Raw genomic sequence first — 17,361 nt, forward strand, 5'->3', positions numbered from 1 at the left:
ACGTGGACACTCTATAGAAAGTAACAACAACATGAAAGGGACAAGTACTCGTCATTGGCTAAACTAAATAGGAAATCGGAAACACATAAACAGAGATAAAAAAACCTTTCACCCGCAGATTACTCTGCAGGGCGAAAGGCTTTATGTTCCGACCACCAAATGATTCAGGCCATGTCTATCCTTTTATTTCGGAACAGATTCCCAGTCTTTCAGGAAACGTTCAATCCCGCTGTCCGTCAGTGGGTGTTTCCAAAGTGTCGGCAGAAGCGAACCCGGAATGGTGGCAATATGCGCACCGGAAAGGGCTGCATCCTCTACATGTTTGATATTGCGAATGCTTGCTGCGATAATCTCGGAAGGCAGATCATACATGTCCAGAATCAGACGCAGATCACGAATCAATTTCATACCATCCACCGCAATATCATCCAGGCGACCAACGAATGGACTGATGTAGGTTGCACCGGCTTTCGCCGCCATCAGGCCCTGTGCTGCGGAGAAAATCAGCGTGACATTGGTTTTGATCCCTTTTTGCGTCAACTCATGACAAGCGTACAGCCCATCTTCGGTCATCGGCAATTTAATGACTACATTCGGTGCCCATTCTGCAATTTCATAAGCTTCCTTCAACATATCCTCGGCTTTGAGACCGATGACTTCAGCACTGACCGGGCCTTTAACAACGCCACAGATCTCCTGAATGACTTCTTTAAATACGCGACCTTCTTTGGCAATCAAAGACGGGTTAGTCGTGACTCCATCCACCAGACCCAGACGTTCGATCCGTTTGATTTCTTCCACATTCCCTGTATCTAAGAAAAATTTCATGATATGTTCCCTCCACTTGATGAATTCGTAAACACGATATAAGTCATTACCCGATTCTCATCATATGTTAACAGTTATATATAAAATTAGTTTTTCTCTACAGCGTGACCGCCAAATTCATTACGCAATGCTGCTACCACTTTACCTGTGAATGTATCTGTTTCCAGGGAACGATAACGCATCAGCAAGGACAACGCGATAACCGGTGTAGCGGTTTGAAGGTCAAATGCCGTTTCTACCGTCCAACGTCCTTCACCGGAAGAGTGCATTACACCTTTAATCTCATCGAGGTTTGCATCTTTTGAGAAGGCACGTTCTGTCAGCTCCATCAACCAAGAGCGGATAACGGAACCGTTGTTCCATACGCGAGCCACTTGTTCGAAGTCGAAATCAAATCCACTTTTCTCCAATACGTCAAAACCTTCACCGATGGATGCCATCATACCGTACTCGATACCATTGTGAACCATTTTGAGGAAGTGACCGCTGCCCGCTTTACCAGCATACAGGTAGCCATTCTCCACGGAAGTATCTTTGAATGCCGGTTCAACAATTGCCCAAGCTTCCGGGTCTCCACCGATCATATAACATGCTCCATTACGTGCGCCTTCCATACCGCCAGATGTACCTGCATCCATGTAGTGAATGCCTTTAGTTTTCATCTCTTCGTAGCGGCGGATGGATTCTTTGTAGTGGGAGTTACCCGCTTCAATGATGATGTCACCTTTGGACAACAATGGGCTAACTTCAGCCAATACAGCGTCTACTACGTTGTGAGGAACCATGATCCACAATACACGTGGGGATTCGAGCGAAGCCACCATCTCTGCGTAAGAAGATACGCCTTCAGCGCCGTATTCTTTCATTTCATTTACTGCATCAGCGTTCAGGTCAAAAGCAACCACTTCGTGTTTGTGATCAATCAGGTTTCTACCCAGGTTCAATCCCATTTTTCCTAATCCGACAAGTCCAAGTTTCATTTCAAAATCCTCCTGTTATAAACAATGTTTAAGTTTCATTTGCGTTCAAAATTAAGTGCTTAACGTTTGGCGAAGTAACCGTTCCGGTCACGAATCGTTCTTTTGATCGCTGTTATCCCCAGATTTTTTGAATCTCCTATATAGGAGAAAATCCGGGGATAAAGGCGAACGCTTTGCTTCTACAGAATCGATTTCGTCCCCTACACTACATTCTCAGCGTTCAAGCCAACCCATTTTAAAACTGAATCACTAATCTATATTCAAAAATTTTCACGGCCTTCCGGCAAACATAACCGGAAGGACTTATGCAAAATTGGAACGGTATGATTCGTAATAGTTACTTTGTTATATCAGCAATTTGCACCTTCGATCCAACCCGCTTTCAAGTGACAAAGCCCTCAGGGAATAAAACATTTCTTGCTATATCCTGCTAACTTGAAAGACGCAATTTGGAATGTGCAAATGTTCATTGGTGAGCAGAACGGATTGTCCTGTTGTTTTTACTATTGTGTTCTCTTATGCTCACTTTTTCGTTTCACTTACCACCAACGGTAACCGTCTGCTGCGGTCAGGCGATCTGCTGACTCAGGTCCATGCGAACCTGCACTGTACGTATCCAGTGGTACGCTGCCCGCTTCAAATGCTTCCTGAATCGGTTGCACCCATTGCCATGCCAGCTCCACTTCGTTCCAGTGAGCAAAGAAGGTGGAATCGCCACGCATTGCGTCAAAGATTAGATTCTCATACGCTTCAGGAATGTTACGTTTGCCTGAGTTAAATGTCATATGCATCGGCTCCACTTCACCATGGTTCAATGGATTCTTCGCATTTAATTGAAGCGAGATGCTTTCTCCCGGACCAATTTCAATCGTCAGCAGGTTCGGTTCCGTTGTATTTTCGGATTCATGACCGGTCTTCAGTGGAGCCTTGAACTCAACAACGATTCGGGTGGATTTCTCAGCCAGGCGTTTACCTGTACGGATATAAAATGGAACCTCGCTCCAGAATGGATCATCGATCCACAGTCTCGCGGCAACATACGTCTCATTCTGAGATCCGGCTGGGATGCCAGGCTCGTCCAGATATCCAACAACGGAGGAACCTTGCAGCTCACCTGCTGCATATTGCGCACGAACAACTTCAGAAGCGATATTTTCTTTTGTCAACGGACGAAGTGCTTCAGCAATTTTTTGCTTTTTGAATTGAATTTCTTCGGGTGTGCAACGTTTTGGCAAATGCAAACCAATCATCATCAGCAACTGAAGCATATGGTTTTGGAACATGTCACGAAGGGCACCGCTTTGGTCGTAATACGCAGCACGTTCTTCAACACCCACAGTCTCACTTGCCGTAATCTGTACATTGGCAATATAACGGTTAGACCACAACGCTTGAATCACCGGATTTGCATAGGTGAGTGTCTCAATATTTTGAACCATCGGTTTACCGAGGAAATGGTCAATGCGATAGATTTCTTCTTCCGCAAAGGTATTGCTCAGTTTTTCGTTCAGATCACGAGCCGATTGCAGGTCGTGTCCGAAGGGTTTTTCGATAATAAGTTTCTTCCAGCCCTTGGTGTTACCCAGGCCACTCTCTTGAATGTTTAATGCGATTGGCTCAAAGAATTCCGGTGCCACCGACATGTAGAACATGCGGTTTTCGGGAATGTTAAGCTCTTGTTCACGCTGTTGAACCAGTTCCAACAGTTTGGTGTAATCTTCAAGCTTCGTATTATTTAAAGAACAATAACGGAAAGCTCCAATGAAATCACGAACCTGAGATGCTTCTTCTGGCGTCTGACGTGAGAATTCATGCAGTGACTTTTCAACATTCGCCTGGAAGTCCGTATCCGACAATTCACGTCGTCCCAATCCGATAACGGAGAAGGATTTCGGCATTTTCTGATCCATGTACAAGTTATATAATGCAGGGTAAATCTTGCGTTTGGCTAAATCGCCTGTTGCCCCGAACAGGACAAATGTCATTGCATCCATTGGAGTGCCTCCTGTGATCTGTGCAGTATAGTATATGATGTTGCAAAATGTTCAAATCCAAGCATGACAAAAGACGGAATAAGTGGGTGTGTTCCCCGCCTTGCCTCCGTTTATATAACGCACCTGAATCCAACCATGGAACATTCCTTCTCTCCACAACCTGTGTTTAGGTTATAAATTGTAACCATTTGAATTAACGTTACCCATATTACACCTGTCGTCACAATTCGTCAATAATCGTGTCGAACCTGTGAACTCCAGTGTTTATAGGGTTTTTATTTGATGATAACGCTTTATGTGGTAACATTAAGAACAATTGGCATGTGACATTTTACACATATGGCCTGTGGACAAGTAGGTTACAATAAGTATACTAATGATATTACAAGCAATACTAAATCAAAGGAGTACAATCATGAGCGATGATGAGAATGCCAAGCAAATATGCACAAAAGTGGAACAATCTTATCAGATCATTGGCCGAAAATGGGTAGCCCTCATTATCCATGCGTTGATGGAGGAACCCAAACGCTTCAGTGAGATTCACGCTTATATCCCTGACTTGAGCAAACGTGTGTTAAATGAGCGAATGAAGGAATTGGAGGAAGAAGGACTTGTGGTTCGCCATGTGGTCACGGAACGTCCAGTTCGGACTGAATATATGTTGTCACGAAAAGGAACGGAACTGGGGAGAGCGCTAAGCGCCGTGGAACGTTGGGCTGATAAGTGGCTGTAACAACTTGAGGAATCCTTAATGTTTATTTAGCTTGAAGATTACCGATGTGCAATCCCGGAGGTGGAGTATCGCATTTAGCAACTGGCTAGTGCAATCCGCATCCGGGATTTTTTTAATTCAAACGGTAAATACTAATTGTGTATTCAGACGTAATAACGCTATTATTTTGCAAACCAAAATAATGCTTACTGCTCCGTTCAAATTGTTGTCGATACTGAAGCGGGATCGTCTCGGCAGAATTGCGAAATAACTGGATGTAATACATACGTTCGGAAATCCGGCACGTCTGCCAATCTCCTCCACCGAAAGTGTTATTGTCTCAAGGAGAGGAGCAAGTGGGCTTGCTGCGACCTTCGAGCTGTAAGGTAGTCCGCCGTAATGCTGCTATCTGTCTCTTGATGAAAATGCGGGAAAGCATACGATTTGGACAGGTTAATATCTGCCGCTATCTGGTCCAATCTGATCTCATATCTGAAATGCTCTTCAACCCATAGCATCATCTTCTCCGAGTGTCTCAGATGACGTGAATCCGCTAGATGTGAAAGCGCTTCATCTGCTCCCTCTTTCTGTTGATTATCGTCAAAGGGATTATTATCTGAAAGCGTTCTCTAAGATAATTGGATGAAGGCACCGGGTTAATTGATTTTTGGAGTTGTAGAAGCAACAAACGTAGCAAAAAAAATGCCACCTTACTATTACGTGAGGTGGCATTTTTAGATATTCATAATAATAACTTATTATTTTGGATTAGATTAATATTTTAAGCTTTAGTCAATTTATTAAAAAAAAACTGATTTTTATGTAAAATTAAAATCTCAATACACAATCAATAACTTCCGTCTGCATCCTTTATTCTCTTAATCGCATCTAACATTTCCTGTTTTTGTTTAAGGAGTAACTGTGTCCGATTATCCAACTGATGGAAGAATACTTCCACCTTGATTCGAAGTTTATCTGCTGATTGTCCCTTCCAGGTGTTCAACTTCCCATACAGTACACGTGCTTCTCTCTCGTTTTCTCTCAATTCGCTAAGGATAAGATCCAACTCTTGTTCTGCCTGTAATAACTGATCCAAATCCATAGCTATACTGCTTCCACTCATTTACATCTTCCTGCCTTTCTGCACATGTTCGTTAAGCTAATGTTCCACTATCGGCCTGGATAAATAGTTCTGCCTTGTTCTGGATATAATCTACAAGATCAGTGGTATGTTCCAGATGCCATTCATCTAACTGCTTAATACTCATCTGAAGATCCCATACAATTGGCACAAGCCGCTGACTATGACTGCTTTCGGTGTACTCAAAAAAGTTCCGCTGGATTCGCTCGAACGTACGGCTCATATCCTGTGCTTGGCAACTCCATTTCCCTGCAATCTCCTTCAGTTCCTCTGGCGTTAACTCGATGGTTCCTGCCGAGTACCCACCTACAACGTTAACCACAGACTTGAAACCTTTGGATAGGGTATCCCACGCTTCACGTGCATGATCCAGGATGTTATGATCCGAAGGTTTCCGAGGAGAGTATCTCACTTGTTCTCCCGTAATTTCATCATACAACGTATTATTGATATATCCATCTTCATCGAAGCTGTAATGTTTCATATCGTGATATCCAGGACCACCCAGTGTATCCTTTATTTTATCCACAGCACCGTAACTGGCATTAAAATCGTCATAACTTTTATCAATCACGAGGGTTGAGCCCACATGCCTCTCATATCCTCCGAGCATACCACTTGCAATGAAATCCCCAGGATGAATGAAGTTAGTCACCTGACGATCAAAAGCACCTTCTTCTGCATTCCTACGCATCTCTGGTGTTAACGATGCCACGACGGTTGGTGCACTAAACGTGACAGCATCTAATCCCGTATACACTGCTGCATATTGTGCATTAGCCCCGCCTAATGAATGCCCGGTAAGTGTAAAGTCTGCATCGGGATACTTACTTTGCATCTCTTTCACATAATCTTCTGCTTCGTACAACTGATTATCAGGTCCGAACTCTTTATCTATACTTTTGCCCGTATCCCCAAACAAGTTATTGAGCCAGGTGCTCCCTAAGGCATCTTCGGTAGCTTGAACACCCTCTCTCCAAGATTCAGGCCACGGATAGTATTCTCTAGCAACCGTAGCTCCCACTTCAGGAAGACCTATATTTAGAACATCCGCTTTTAAATCAGGAGCTTTTCTATCCCAAGTGCTGGATCCTTCCGTTCCTCGGAAAGCAATGACCGCTTGTTTTGTATCAGGATTATAAAAGGTCACTACATCCATGCCCGATGAATTGTGTTTCTGGTCTAGTACTTCCCAACCAGGGAGAACGCCTATTTTCTTACCAGTTTCATAATCCTTATACGCTTCTTGTGACATTTTCTTATAAACAAGATCAGTAATTTCTCTATTATTTGAACTCTCTTTATTCATTTAAACGCCCACCTTTCATTGTCATTCCAATTTGTATGGATCGTAACCTTCATTTAATAAAAAAATTTCTAATTCTGGGCTAAAACTAAATGACTCCGCTCTGTTTTCTTCATAATTAATGGAAACATTAAAAGATTGTTCTTCATGTTGAGAAACATAGCCATAAAAAGTAACCCAACTCATTGCCATTTTAGGTTGCATTTGCTCCCTAGTAATTGTCACATCCAAGTCATATGTTTCTTTCAAATACTTAATAGCAATTGCCCTCGAACGGTCTATAATTTCTTTATCTTTTGTATCCACTCTTGAACACCCTCCTAAAATGAAAACTATCATTATGGTAAATGTAATTATCGTTATTATCCGGGACACAACCATCCCTCACTTTATCGACGTAGTTGTAAAATAGAAGAAATCCTCTAGTAAAAGGATTTCTTCTATCCAGTAACTGATTGTAATACTTACATTTGTTTCTTAATGCGGTACCTGTGCACTGAAATCATCCCGGCTGGAGCGATCCGCATGGTAAAAGACCACGTCTCCGTCACGCAACGTAAAGCTGTTTCCGTAGCTATCCTCTACCTTACGCTGGAATCCTTCTAGCAACCATTGATTCATCAGCGGGGCATGGATATATTGCAGATGCGGTGCCGCGAGATTTCCCTCTCGAATGGACTCAAAGTTGAAGTTCACCACGATATACCCATCTTTCAGGAAGATCGGCGATTTAGCATCTAATCCGCCATGCGTACGCCCATACTCCGCCAAGTTTGTTCCCGCTTGCACCACATAGGGCTCGGCAGGTAGACTGTATTCCCCGTACCATTGTTGAATGGCTGCATTCGCACGCAGGACATCGGCACTGGCGGTCGTTGGAATATTCGTTTTTGGACCAATAAATGTTCGCAACTGCTCTGGCATCAAGAGTAGGCTGTATCCGCCTACTGGCGTTTTCATTTTCGTGAACTTGTCTCGATAGTACTCTTGGTATGCTCGTTCACTCATCATCCCCGGATGGATTTCACCATATCGGTTGTATTTGTACGTCGCTGTATCTCGTAGTTGCTCGGACGGAACTTGACGTAGCCGATCATTTAAAATCACGAATCGCTTCACTTGATCTTCGGTCGAACCGATGCGAATAAAGTTCCGCTGATTGGTGGAGTAGTACAGATCCACAGGCACACGCGTACGGCCATCCTTACTCACAAAATCAAAGGTTGGCGTAAGACGTATGCCGTCTCGTGGGCCAAACATGTTGCCTTTCGTTTTAAAATCAAACTTGAAGTGATATCCCGTTTTCACCGCCACATTTTGATACCCTTGCAGCGGGTGACTGCCGGGGCGAATCGGGACGGTAAACTGGGGTTTGTTGCCCCGCTTGTCCCCGTCGATATCCTGCGTACCCGTCCAGTAACTGATCCAGGTCGGCGCAAGGCTATTTTTGAAACGGCGGAAGACCAGCTCCCAGTTATAATCGGCGATATCGGTAATTTCAAAGTCGTATAGTCGCCCTATCACCTCCACAGATACTTCGTCCGAAGCGGCGTGGTAGTATAGATCTTTGTTCGCATCGGGCTGGGCGTCGATCTCTGGCTCAGTACTAAAATTCGACGGAGCATTTTCAGCGATATTCCGGAATTGCACCTGGTAGTCTCCTTCATCTACCCACACGGGCAGATAGAAGGTCGTATCCAGTACCGGTACCTGGATGTCGATCCACGTGTTTCGTGGATAAAATTGCGCTCGGTCAGCACTGTACACGTCAAAAGGAAACCGAACTTGTTTGATCCGATAATATTTAGCGTAATCCCGATCACCATATCCGGGGTAGGCCCCCGCATCCAGATGCTGTCCGTTGGTCGGGATGCGAACTGTGAACGGTCGCTCCAAAATGAGCGCGGACCGGTTCATGTTCGGCACCGTTTTCTGGTTATGGGGCTGATCATCCGAGACAAGCGAGTAGTTCACTACTGGTGTATGGACGGTGACGGAGTTAATGGAATTGATCGGAAAAGTCATTCCTTCGCTGCCTCCCAAGGTCGTAGGATGAAGCGCATACTCAATCTCCCCCGTCGACTCTGTATTCGCCCTGTTCAAGCGGTCCTGGGGGATTAACAGCTGATCTGCGTAAAGCACCTGCTCTCCGGTGTTTTTATACGAACCGATCTTTGTCGGTGCTGGGATTTGCGTCGGATCCGGTCCATTTTCAACGACAGTGCTGCCATCCATTACCTTCGTGGTTAAACCTTCCCACGTAAAGTCAAGTGCATCATTCTTCACATCAGGCGGGCCCGTTTGACCCTCAGCTATGCCTTTAAGCAGTTCTGTGTCATCCGGTACTTCAGGCGGATCATATCCATCGCCTGCCACCACATCGGGAATGAAGCTAATTTCCCCCGTTTCCTGCGGTATCACATGAATCTCCACCTCCTCATCATGCTCCATCTCCAGGTCGGGCGCTGTATACCCCTGAGGCCAGAGCGTGATCCGACCACCATCAGGGAGAGCATAATTCTCCATTTCGGCTTGCTCAATGGAATACAGTTCAACGTTATTGATCTTCCAGTAGCTGTAATTCCTCTCAAAGCTGAACTTGTACTGGTGTGGATATTCATCGGAACCTTGAGTATCTGGTTGAGGAATCGTTGTGCCATTAGGTCCCGGTAGGGCTGGTTGTTTAACCTTCCAAGTGCGGGCATAGGTAATATCGGCGGTACAATCATAGGTAATTGTGCCTTGCTGTTTGCCAAAGGTATGCTGGAACAGATAATTCATCGCCCACGTATTGGCATACAGGTGCTCCGAGGTCGGTATCCCCCGCGTGGCATCAAAATGTATGTCGTTCGTGGGATCATCCGCCAGAATATGCCCTTGAGCACCCGGATCCATATATTCTACTTGCGGTGAAGCTATCTCGTTCGGTGGATTAATGGTAGGTTTGCAGGCTGCCTTCCCGTCCGGCATAGGATCTTCAGGAATAACTGTCGTTACTTTACGATATACACCTACTACATTCGTACCTCCAAGATAATTTGTAAAATTTCTTTCTGATAACTTTGCATTTCTCTCTGGATCACCCGTTTGTACAAAATTCTGTTCATTTAACTTTCGTTTAGACTGAACATACGACTTCACTAGCTTATAGGTATCACCTTGAAACGGAAAAGTTTTATCTAACATTACTGTATCTACTGGTTTACCTACTGGCCAATTTTTATCTACATCTTCAATGTCGCTCTCTACTTTTGCAGAATACATCTCTGTACCTTCACTAGTTCGATATATCTTGGTAACTGGATAGAATCCATTCACTTTTACAGGAATATCATAGTACTGTCTGAACTTACTAGGGTCAGCCCAACTTTCAGCATTCTTTATACTCTGAAGAGTCACGAAATCCGTATTAGGTCTGGATCCGTTAATAACATGAAATATAGAGCTTAACCAAATCTGTCCACCATTGGTTATCTTCTCGAGTCCAGCAGCTTCTAAAGCATCATTCACTTGATTAACTGGCACTCGAAAATACGTAGTAACTGTTCTGTCTCCATTATCTACTTCACGATATTGGGTTATTCTCACTACACCAAACGGCCCCCCTTGCTGGGGAGCACAATTGGTTGACGTACATCTTGCATTGCGAGCTATTGTGAATCCCACCGTTTTATATCGAATGGATGTAGATGCTTGTGTAGAAGTTGTACTAAATTCAATTGAACCAGAGGGGTTAAATCGAATATCATCTGCAGCATATGCTACAGGTTTGATACTGAATACAACCAGTAATTCGATCAGTAATGAAACCATCAAAAAACATAAGACCAATCTCTTGACAAGCTTCTTCATTTCATTTCACGCAAAATTGAGTTTTTACTAAATAATGTAGTCATGCCACTAACCTTCAAATCATACGTATTTGAATTCGTGGATAACGGAATATCTGCATATCCTGCATATTTTTTTCCTTTTTTTAAGTTCCCAGCATTTACGAAACGTTCATCAAACATGATATTTTTGTATTTTATATAGGATTTAATTTCAAAACTAAATTTAGTTCGAATAAAATAAAACGATAAGTCATCCGATTCGGTCACCATAGAAGGCTCCGCTATTAAAGAACCCGTCATGATGATCTTGTTCTCCTTAACCCATTTCACATATCGTCTCATATCCGCAAGTACCACCCTAAATCCTTGATTATGATATGTAAATAATGTATTTGCCCATTCTTCATCAATTGTTCTGTAATCTACATTAAGCATTAAGTTATAGTAATTCTCCGTTGTTTGTTTCCATTGATCCATTAGAGCCTTATTGTTAAAGTTTCTATCCATCTTGGCTAGTTGGGCAGAAGTTCTATCTACAATAATATTGGGCTTCATCTCATACATTTCATTCGGATACTCTTCCAAAATAAAAGGGAAGTCTTTTGCATTTTTAGGCAAATTGTTGGTTCGAATAAGCCGTCCCCACGGATCCCGCTCCGCGTTCTTCGCTTTTTCTGCATTCTTTAAAGCTACTGTATCTACTTTCAGTGTCTGTCCACTTCGCACTTTACCAATTCGGTCTACAACGGTTAACGCTTGAGCACGAGTGGTTGTACCCTCGGGATCAAGCTTTCCGTTTCCCGTACCCGAAAGTAACCCATTTTTTACAGCAAGATATAGAAAATCATAATCATCTGTACCAATCTGCCCAATGGCGCGTGCTGCGACGTGTACCATTTCCATGCGCGTCATGGGTTTAGACCAATCTGAAGATGAAAAATCAGATTCAACATACAAATTATTGACTTTGGCAGAGGTGACATATGCATCGTACCACTTCGCATTGGACTTTGTAGGCTCTGCCTCATGGCCCAGTGAACTAACTATGAGCTTTAGAAACTCTGCACGCGTTACTTTATTTTCCGGATAAAACATGCCATTAGGATAACCACTAACAATCCCTTTATCCAGCGCCGCCTGAATACTAGATATTGCCCAATGCCCTTGAATATCCTTGAATGATATTTTTTGTCCCGCGTCACGATCTGTATTTGGATTCATTTGCTTACTATTTAAACTATTATCCAAAGAAACAGTTGGTTCTGCATGAACCTGAACTGTCGTTGCTAAAAGGGCAATTATCGTACTCATTAAGATTACTTTCTTTTTCATCTGTGTTGGCCTCATTTCAATAAGAATAGTTAATTTCTTTGCTATGTAAATTCTTGCTGTTATATGTGCATAAATGAACAAACTTTAAAGCTACTAAATTCCCACACCACTATCGGCCTGGATAAACAAGTCGGCCTTGTTCTGGATATAATCTACAAGATCTGATGTATGTTCCAAATGCCATTCATCTAGCTGCTTAATACTCATCTGAAGATCCCATACAATCGGCACAAGCCGCTGACTATGACTGCTTTCGGTGTACTCAAAAAAGTTCCGCTGGATTCGCTCGAAGGTACGGCTCATATCCTGCGCTTGGCGACTCCACTTCCCTGCAATCTCCTTCAGTTCTTCTGGCGTTAACTCGATGGTTCCTGCCGAGTACCCACCTACAACGTTAACCACAGACTTGAAACCTTTGGATAGGGTATCCCATGCTTCACGTGCATGATCCAGGATGTTATGATCCGAAGGTTTTCGCGGAGAGAAACTCACTCGTTCTCCCGTAATTTCATCATACAAGGTATTATCGATATACCCATCGTCATCGAAGCTGTAATGCTTCATATCGTGATATGAAGGTCCTTCCAGTGTATCGTTATATTTTTCATGGGCATTGAGGCCATAACTTGCGTTGAAATCGTCATAATTGAAATCAATCACTAAGGTCGAACCTACATGCCGCTCATATCCTCCAAGCATACCACTTGCAATGAAATCTCCCGGATGAATAAAGTTGATCACTTGCCGGTCAAAACCTCCCTCTTCCGCTTTTCTGCGCATTTCTGGCGTCAATGATGCGACGACGGTAGGTGCACTAAATGTTACTGCATCTATCCCAGTATACACAGCTGCATATTGCGCATTGGCTCCACCCAAAGAATGTCCTGTGAGTGTGAAGTCCGCGTCTGGATACTTACTCTGCATCTCCTTCACATAATCTTCAGCCTCATATAGCTGATTTTCAAAACCCAGTCCCTTGCTGATGTTTTTTTGAGTGTCCCCTAGCCAATCCTCAAGTTGAGAAAGACCTAGCGAGTCTTCTATTCCTTTAGAAATTTTCTTTTCCAATGGAAATCGGAGATCGTCAAAAGCTCTATTGATCGTTGCTCCAATTTCAGGAAGACCTATATTTAGAACATCCGCTTATAGATCAGGAGCTTTTCTATCCCAAGTGCTGGAGCCTTCCGTTCCTCGGAAAGCAACGACCGCTTGTTTCGTATCAGGATTATAAAAGGTCACTGCATCCATACCCGATGAATTATGTTTTTGGTCTATTATTTCCCAGCCTGGGAGACTATCTATTTTGTTAGTTTTAAAATCATTGTATGCTTCGCTCGACATTTTTTTATAGGTTAGATCACTAATGTCCCTATTTCCCACTATTTCCACCTCTATCTCTAATATATGGGTCATAGCCCTTATTAACTAAAAACTCTTCTAATTCTGTATTAAAACTGAAAGATTCCTTTTCATTCGACTCGTAATCAACTGACACACTGAAGATAAGATTCTCATGATCTGTTACATGTCCAGATACGGTAACCCAACTCATCGCCATTTTAGGCAAAATTTTCTTTTCTGTAATTGTCACATCCAAGTCAAATTTTTCTTTCAAATACTGAATGGCAATGGCCTCCGAACGATCTATAATTTCTTGGTCTTTATCTTTTGTATCCACTCCTGAACACCCTCCTAAAATGAAAACTATCATTATGGTAAATGTAATTATTTTTATCATCCGGGACACAACCATCCCTCACTTTATGGATCTATTTGTAAATAGATAGAAGAAATCCTCTGGTTAAAGGATTTCTTCTATCAGGATCTAATCAATAAAACTCACTTGCGTTTTCTTTAATGCGGTACCTGCGCACTGAAATCATCCCGGCTGGAGCGATCGGCATGGTAGAAGACTACGTCGCCGTCCCGCAACGTAAAGCTATTTCCGTAGCTATCCTCTACCTCACGCTGGAATCCTTCTAGCAACCATTGATTCATCAGTGGGGCATGGATATACTGCAGATGCGGCGCCGCCAGATTCCCCTCTCGAATGGACTCAAAGTTGAAGTTCACCACGACATACCCATCCTTCAGGAAGATCGGCGATTTAGCATCCAATCCGCCATGCGTACGTCCATACTCAGCCAAGTTTGTTCCCGCTTGCACCACATAGGGCTCGGCAGGTAGACTGTATTCCCCGTACCATTGTTGAATGGCTGCATTCGCACGCAGTACATCTGCGCTGGCGGTGGTGGGAATATTCGTTTTCGGACCGATAAATGTCCGCAACTGTTCTGGCATCAAGAGCAGGCTATATCCACCTACCGGAGTTTTCATTTTCGTGAACTTGTCTCGATAGTACTCTTGATACGCTCGTTCACTCATCATCCCCGGATGGATTTCACCATATCGGTTGTATTTGTATGTCGCTGTATCTCGCAGTTGTTCGGACGGAACTTGACGTAGCCGATCATTCAAAATCACGAACCGCTTCACTTGATCTTCTGTCGAACCGATGCGAATAAAGTTCCGTTGGTTGGTGGAGTAATACAGATCCACGGGCACACGCGTACGGCCATCCTTACTCACAAAATCAAAGGTTGGCGTGAGACGAATGCCATCTCGCGGGCCGAACATGTTGCCTTTTGTTTTAAAATCAAACTTGAAGTGATATCCCGTTTTCACCGCCACATTCTGGTACCCTTGCAGTGGGTGACTGCCGGGACGAATTGGGACGGTAAACTGAGGTTTGTTCCCCCGCTTGTCTCCGTCGATATCCTGCGTGCCGGTCCAGTAAGTGATCCAGGTCGGCGCAAGACTATTTTTGAAACGGCGGAAGACCAGCTCCCAGTTATAGTCGGCGATATCGGTAATCTCAAAGTCATATAGTCGCCCAATGACCTCTACGGAGACTTCGTCCGAAGCGGCGTGGTAGTACAGATCTGTGTTGGCATCGGGCTGGGCATCAATCTCCGGCTCGGTACTAAAATTCGACGGGGCATTTTCAGCAATATTCCGGAATTCCACTTGGTAGTCTCCTTCATCCACCCACACGGGCAGATAGAAGGTCGTATCCAGCACCGGTACCTGAACATCGATCCACGTATTTCGTGGATAAAATTGCGTTCGGTCAGCACTGTACACGTCAAAAGGAAACCGCACTTGTTTGATCCGATAATACTTGGCATAATCCCGATCGCCATATCCCGGGTAGGACCCCGCATTCAGATGCTGTCCACTGGTCGGGATGCGAACTGTAAACGGCCGCTCCAAAATGAGTGCAGACCGGTTCATGTTCGGCACCGTTTTCTGGTTATGCGGCTGATCATCCGATACGAGCGAGTAATTCACGACTGGGGTATGGACGGTGACAGTGTTGATACCATAGATGTCGAACTCTTGGTCATCGCCTCCATTCACACTGTTATCCATTAAGGTATAACGAATGGTACCCTCGCTGATGGTATCTTGTTTGTTCGCCTTACTGATTGGAATATAGTTATAGGGACTATATAATACATTCTCATCAATCTGCACGGGATCTGGAATTTCGCCGGGCTGTGGGCCGGATTCAGGGGACCGCTGCGGATCCATTACTGTACCTCCATTAAAGTAAAAGGCATCATTCTCTACCTCTACATCAGGGACTGCCTCCTCAGCCACACTCTGTAGATCTTCATCGGGCGGGGAGGGTCGATCCTTTCCTCCCGTTTTTGTGCCAGGCGGAGCTGTGACTTTGACTGGATTGGGTGGCGGATAATAATCCCCCGTCGTTTCCGCCTGAAAATCCGGTGGGACATCCCCTTCGGGTTGCAACGTGATTTGTCCAGATCCAAAAGCATAATTGATTAGCGTCGCCTCATCGATGCTGTATACACTTAACGTATCGATCGTCCAGTAAGCATATGGACGCTCAACAGTATATTGTTTGCTAACCGGTTCTTCCGCTTCCTGTGGATCTGGAACTTCCCTCTCATTGCCTTCCGCATCGGTCTCTTTCTTCTTCGGATCCCACTTCAGGGTCCATATTTTCTCAACTTCAAATTGATATGTACATGTGCCCGTCATCTGTACAAAGGTATGTTCAAACAAATAATCTCGACTAAATACGTTACCATAGAGGCTTTCAGAGGTGGGAATCCCCTTGAGAACATCAAAAGGTTCATTACCCCGTTGATCTGCCCTAATCATAGCTGTAACGACTGGATCCATAATCTGGCCTTCTAATGTCCGTCCGGGTTGGGGCTGTGAGCATGCAGTTACAGGTTCTTCTGGAATCTCGTTATCTTCCCCTACGGTTATCGTGACGTTTTCCCAAATATAGTACGGACCTTTTTTCCAAAGAGCAGTAATTTTTGCAGTCCCTCTGCCCTCTGCCTTCACTACTCCGTTGGAATTTACTGTTGCAACACCCTCTTTATCTGTCTTCCACTCGGTTTGTTCACGAGTTGAGACATTTACCCAGTCTGTTGTATTCCCTTGATAGTCAATTTCGCGGACTTCTGCAGCAAGCTGAACCGTTTCTCCCTCCTGCAATATGTTATCCGAGTTAACACGAATCTCCTTCGTTTCATAAACATGAGCTATATAATCAATATGCAACGGAGTCCAATATGCTACTTGCCATTTTTTTTTTATCGTCAGGTCTAGTACCATATTCTTTTTCTTCACTGAGTGGTTTCGGGTAACCTGTGAACACGTTAATCTCAATGAATTTATCACCTTGTGTAAATCTCGGCTTTTCATTGCCAGGTTCATATGCTGGGCCATCTAAATAGTTAATATCTTTAACTCCAAGATCATCCATAAACCTTCTATCAAACGCATTCCCATTGATATCTTCCAGAGAATCTGGAGCGTAAACAGTAGCATCTATCTTGTCAATAAACCTCTTACTGACTGGATATCCACGAGTTCCACCCTGGTTCCAATGTGTTGTCGTAGTGACCCTACTACTTGGTAACTCTCCAGTTGCGGACCATACTTCCTCATCCCCCTGTGTCCATATCACCTTAGGATTGGGATCTTTCTCCCCAGTAACAAGTACTTTTATTTTTTGTTTTCCTCTTGATCTACCTTGAGCATCAGTAGCAATCAATTTTTCAAGATTACTTGGATAACCTTTGTTGAAATGGTAATCACTAGCTCTCGCTTCACCGTGGGGGTAAATTCCCATTAATACAGTCATAATTAAGATAATATGCAGAATTTTATTTTTCATAAATCGCCTTT

Annotated in this window: 15 protein-coding genes; 1 reads left to right on the top strand and 14 read right to left on the bottom strand. The window is 43.8% G+C overall.

The features are described from left to right. Positions 1-183: 183 nt before the first annotated feature. The 3 genes from fsa to zwf form a co-directional block, all read right to left on the bottom strand. Positions 184-828: a fructose-6-phosphate aldolase gene (gene fsa, locus MKY66_RS24860; RefSeq protein ID WP_036605718.1), complete on the bottom strand. Its 645-nt coding sequence runs from the start codon at positions 826-828 to the stop codon at positions 184-186. An 86-nt stretch (positions 829-914) separates the two neighbouring features. Beyond that, positions 915-1,808, bottom strand: a complete 894-nt coding sequence (gnd, locus tag MKY66_RS24865) for a phosphogluconate dehydrogenase (NAD(+)-dependent, decarboxylating) (protein WP_076211001.1) — start codon at positions 1,806-1,808, stop codon at positions 915-917. Positions 1,809-2,347: 539 nt separating this feature from the next. Next, positions 2,348-3,802: a glucose-6-phosphate dehydrogenase gene (gene zwf / locus MKY66_RS24870; RefSeq protein ID WP_036605716.1), complete on the bottom strand. Its 1,455-nt coding sequence runs from the start codon at positions 3,800-3,802 to the stop codon at positions 2,348-2,350. 415 nt (positions 3,803-4,217) lie between these two features. Between zwf and MKY66_RS24875 the strand changes: the two genes are divergently transcribed. Continuing rightward, positions 4,218-4,538 carry a helix-turn-helix domain-containing protein gene (locus MKY66_RS24875; RefSeq protein ID WP_036605715.1) on the top strand — a complete coding sequence of 107 codons (321 nt, stop codon included), beginning with the start codon at positions 4,218-4,220 and terminating at the stop codon, positions 4,536-4,538. Between the two features lie 311 nt (positions 4,539-4,849). Here MKY66_RS24875 and MKY66_RS24880 read toward each other — a convergent pair whose 3' ends face one another. The 11 genes from MKY66_RS24880 to MKY66_RS24930 all read right to left on the bottom strand — a co-directional run bounded on the left by MKY66_RS24880 (position 4,850) and on the right by MKY66_RS24930 (position 17,350). Continuing rightward, a complete protein-coding gene (locus tag MKY66_RS24880) occupies positions 4,850-5,038 on the bottom strand; it encodes a hypothetical protein (RefSeq protein WP_339806272.1) in 189 nt (62 codons plus the stop codon). 326 nt (positions 5,039-5,364) lie between these two features. Continuing rightward, complete coding sequence (locus tag MKY66_RS24885; protein ID WP_076210997.1) at positions 5,365-5,640, bottom strand: hypothetical protein; 276 nt, start codon at positions 5,638-5,640, stop codon at positions 5,365-5,367. Between the two features lie 31 nt (positions 5,641-5,671). Next, complete coding sequence (locus MKY66_RS24890; protein WP_076210995.1) at positions 5,672-6,967, bottom strand: DUF2974 domain-containing protein; 1,296 nt, start codon at positions 6,965-6,967, stop codon at positions 5,672-5,674. A gap of 21 nt (positions 6,968-6,988) precedes the next feature. Then, on the bottom strand, positions 6,989-7,270 hold the full coding sequence (locus MKY66_RS24895) for a hypothetical protein (RefSeq protein ID WP_076210994.1): 282 nt from the start codon (positions 7,268-7,270) through the stop codon (positions 6,989-6,991). 171 nt (positions 7,271-7,441) lie between these two features. Then, positions 7,442-10,777 carry a DUF5704 domain-containing protein gene (locus tag MKY66_RS24900; protein WP_256704235.1) on the bottom strand — a complete coding sequence of 1,112 codons (3,336 nt, stop codon included), beginning with the start codon at positions 10,775-10,777 and terminating at the stop codon, positions 7,442-7,444. Between the two features lie 35 nt (positions 10,778-10,812). Further along, on the bottom strand, positions 10,813-12,129 hold the full coding sequence (locus tag MKY66_RS24905; RefSeq protein ID WP_076210992.1) for an S-layer homology domain-containing protein: 1,317 nt from the start codon (positions 12,127-12,129) through the stop codon (positions 10,813-10,815). Between the two features lie 93 nt (positions 12,130-12,222). Further along, positions 12,223-13,197: a lipase family protein gene (locus MKY66_RS24910; RefSeq protein ID WP_256704224.1), complete on the bottom strand. Its 975-nt coding sequence runs from the start codon at positions 13,195-13,197 to the stop codon at positions 12,223-12,225. A gap of 75 nt (positions 13,198-13,272) precedes the next feature. Continuing rightward, positions 13,273-13,470, bottom strand: a complete 198-nt coding sequence (locus MKY66_RS24915; protein WP_339806280.1) for a hypothetical protein — start codon at positions 13,468-13,470, stop codon at positions 13,273-13,275. A gap of 28 nt (positions 13,471-13,498) precedes the next feature. After that, positions 13,499-13,807 (bottom strand): hypothetical protein, encoded by a 309-nt coding sequence (locus MKY66_RS24920; RefSeq protein WP_256704223.1) that lies wholly within the window; start codon positions 13,805-13,807, stop codon positions 13,499-13,501. A gap of 176 nt (positions 13,808-13,983) precedes the next feature. Next, on the bottom strand, positions 13,984-16,665 hold the full coding sequence (locus MKY66_RS24925; RefSeq protein WP_256704221.1) for a DUF5704 domain-containing protein: 2,682 nt from the start codon (positions 16,663-16,665) through the stop codon (positions 13,984-13,986). Positions 16,666-16,720: 55 nt separating this feature from the next. Next, positions 16,721-17,350 carry a hypothetical protein gene (locus tag MKY66_RS24930; protein ID WP_256704220.1) on the bottom strand — a complete coding sequence of 210 codons (630 nt, stop codon included), beginning with the start codon at positions 17,348-17,350 and terminating at the stop codon, positions 16,721-16,723. Positions 17,351-17,361 lie beyond the last annotated feature (11 nt).

Source organism: Paenibacillus sp. FSL R5-0766 (assembly GCF_037971845.1).
Taxonomy (GTDB): domain Bacteria; phylum Bacillota; class Bacilli; order Paenibacillales; family Paenibacillaceae; genus Paenibacillus.

What these genes read in the sequence shown, in the direction of transcription:
- zwf (WP_036605716.1), bottom strand. Translation starts at nt 3,802, where the DNA reads ATGGATGCAATGACATTTGTCCTGTTCGGGGCAACAGGCGATTTAGCC.
- MKY66_RS24880 (WP_339806272.1), bottom strand. Translation starts at nt 5,038, where the DNA reads ATGATGCTATGGGTTGAAGAGCATTTCAGATATGAGATCAGATTGGAC.
- MKY66_RS24890 (WP_076210995.1), bottom strand. Translation starts at nt 6,967, where the DNA reads ATGAATAAAGAGAGTTCAAATAATAGAGAAATTACTGATCTTGTTTAT.
- MKY66_RS24900 (WP_256704235.1), bottom strand. Translation starts at nt 10,777, where the DNA reads ATGGTTTCATTACTGATCGAATTACTGGTTGTATTCAGTATCAAACCT.
- gnd (WP_076211001.1), bottom strand. Translation starts at nt 1,808, where the DNA reads ATGAAACTTGGACTTGTCGGATTAGGAAAAATGGGATTGAACCTGGGT.
- MKY66_RS24930 (WP_256704220.1), bottom strand. Translation starts at nt 17,350, where the DNA reads ATGAAAAATAAAATTCTGCATATTATCTTAATTATGACTGTATTAATG.
- MKY66_RS24885 (WP_076210997.1), bottom strand. Translation starts at nt 5,640, where the DNA reads ATGAGTGGAAGCAGTATAGCTATGGATTTGGATCAGTTATTACAGGCA.
- MKY66_RS24905 (WP_076210992.1), bottom strand. Translation starts at nt 12,129, where the DNA reads ATGAAAAAGAAAGTAATCTTAATGAGTACGATAATTGCCCTTTTAGCA.
- MKY66_RS24875 (WP_036605715.1), top strand. Translation starts at nt 4,218, where the DNA reads ATGAGCGATGATGAGAATGCCAAGCAAATATGCACAAAAGTGGAACAA.
- fsa (WP_036605718.1), bottom strand. Translation starts at nt 828, where the DNA reads ATGAAATTTTTCTTAGATACAGGGAATGTGGAAGAAATCAAACGGATC.
- MKY66_RS24915 (WP_339806280.1), bottom strand. Translation starts at nt 13,470, where the DNA reads ATGTCGAGCGAAGCATACAATGATTTTAAAACTAACAAAATAGATAGT.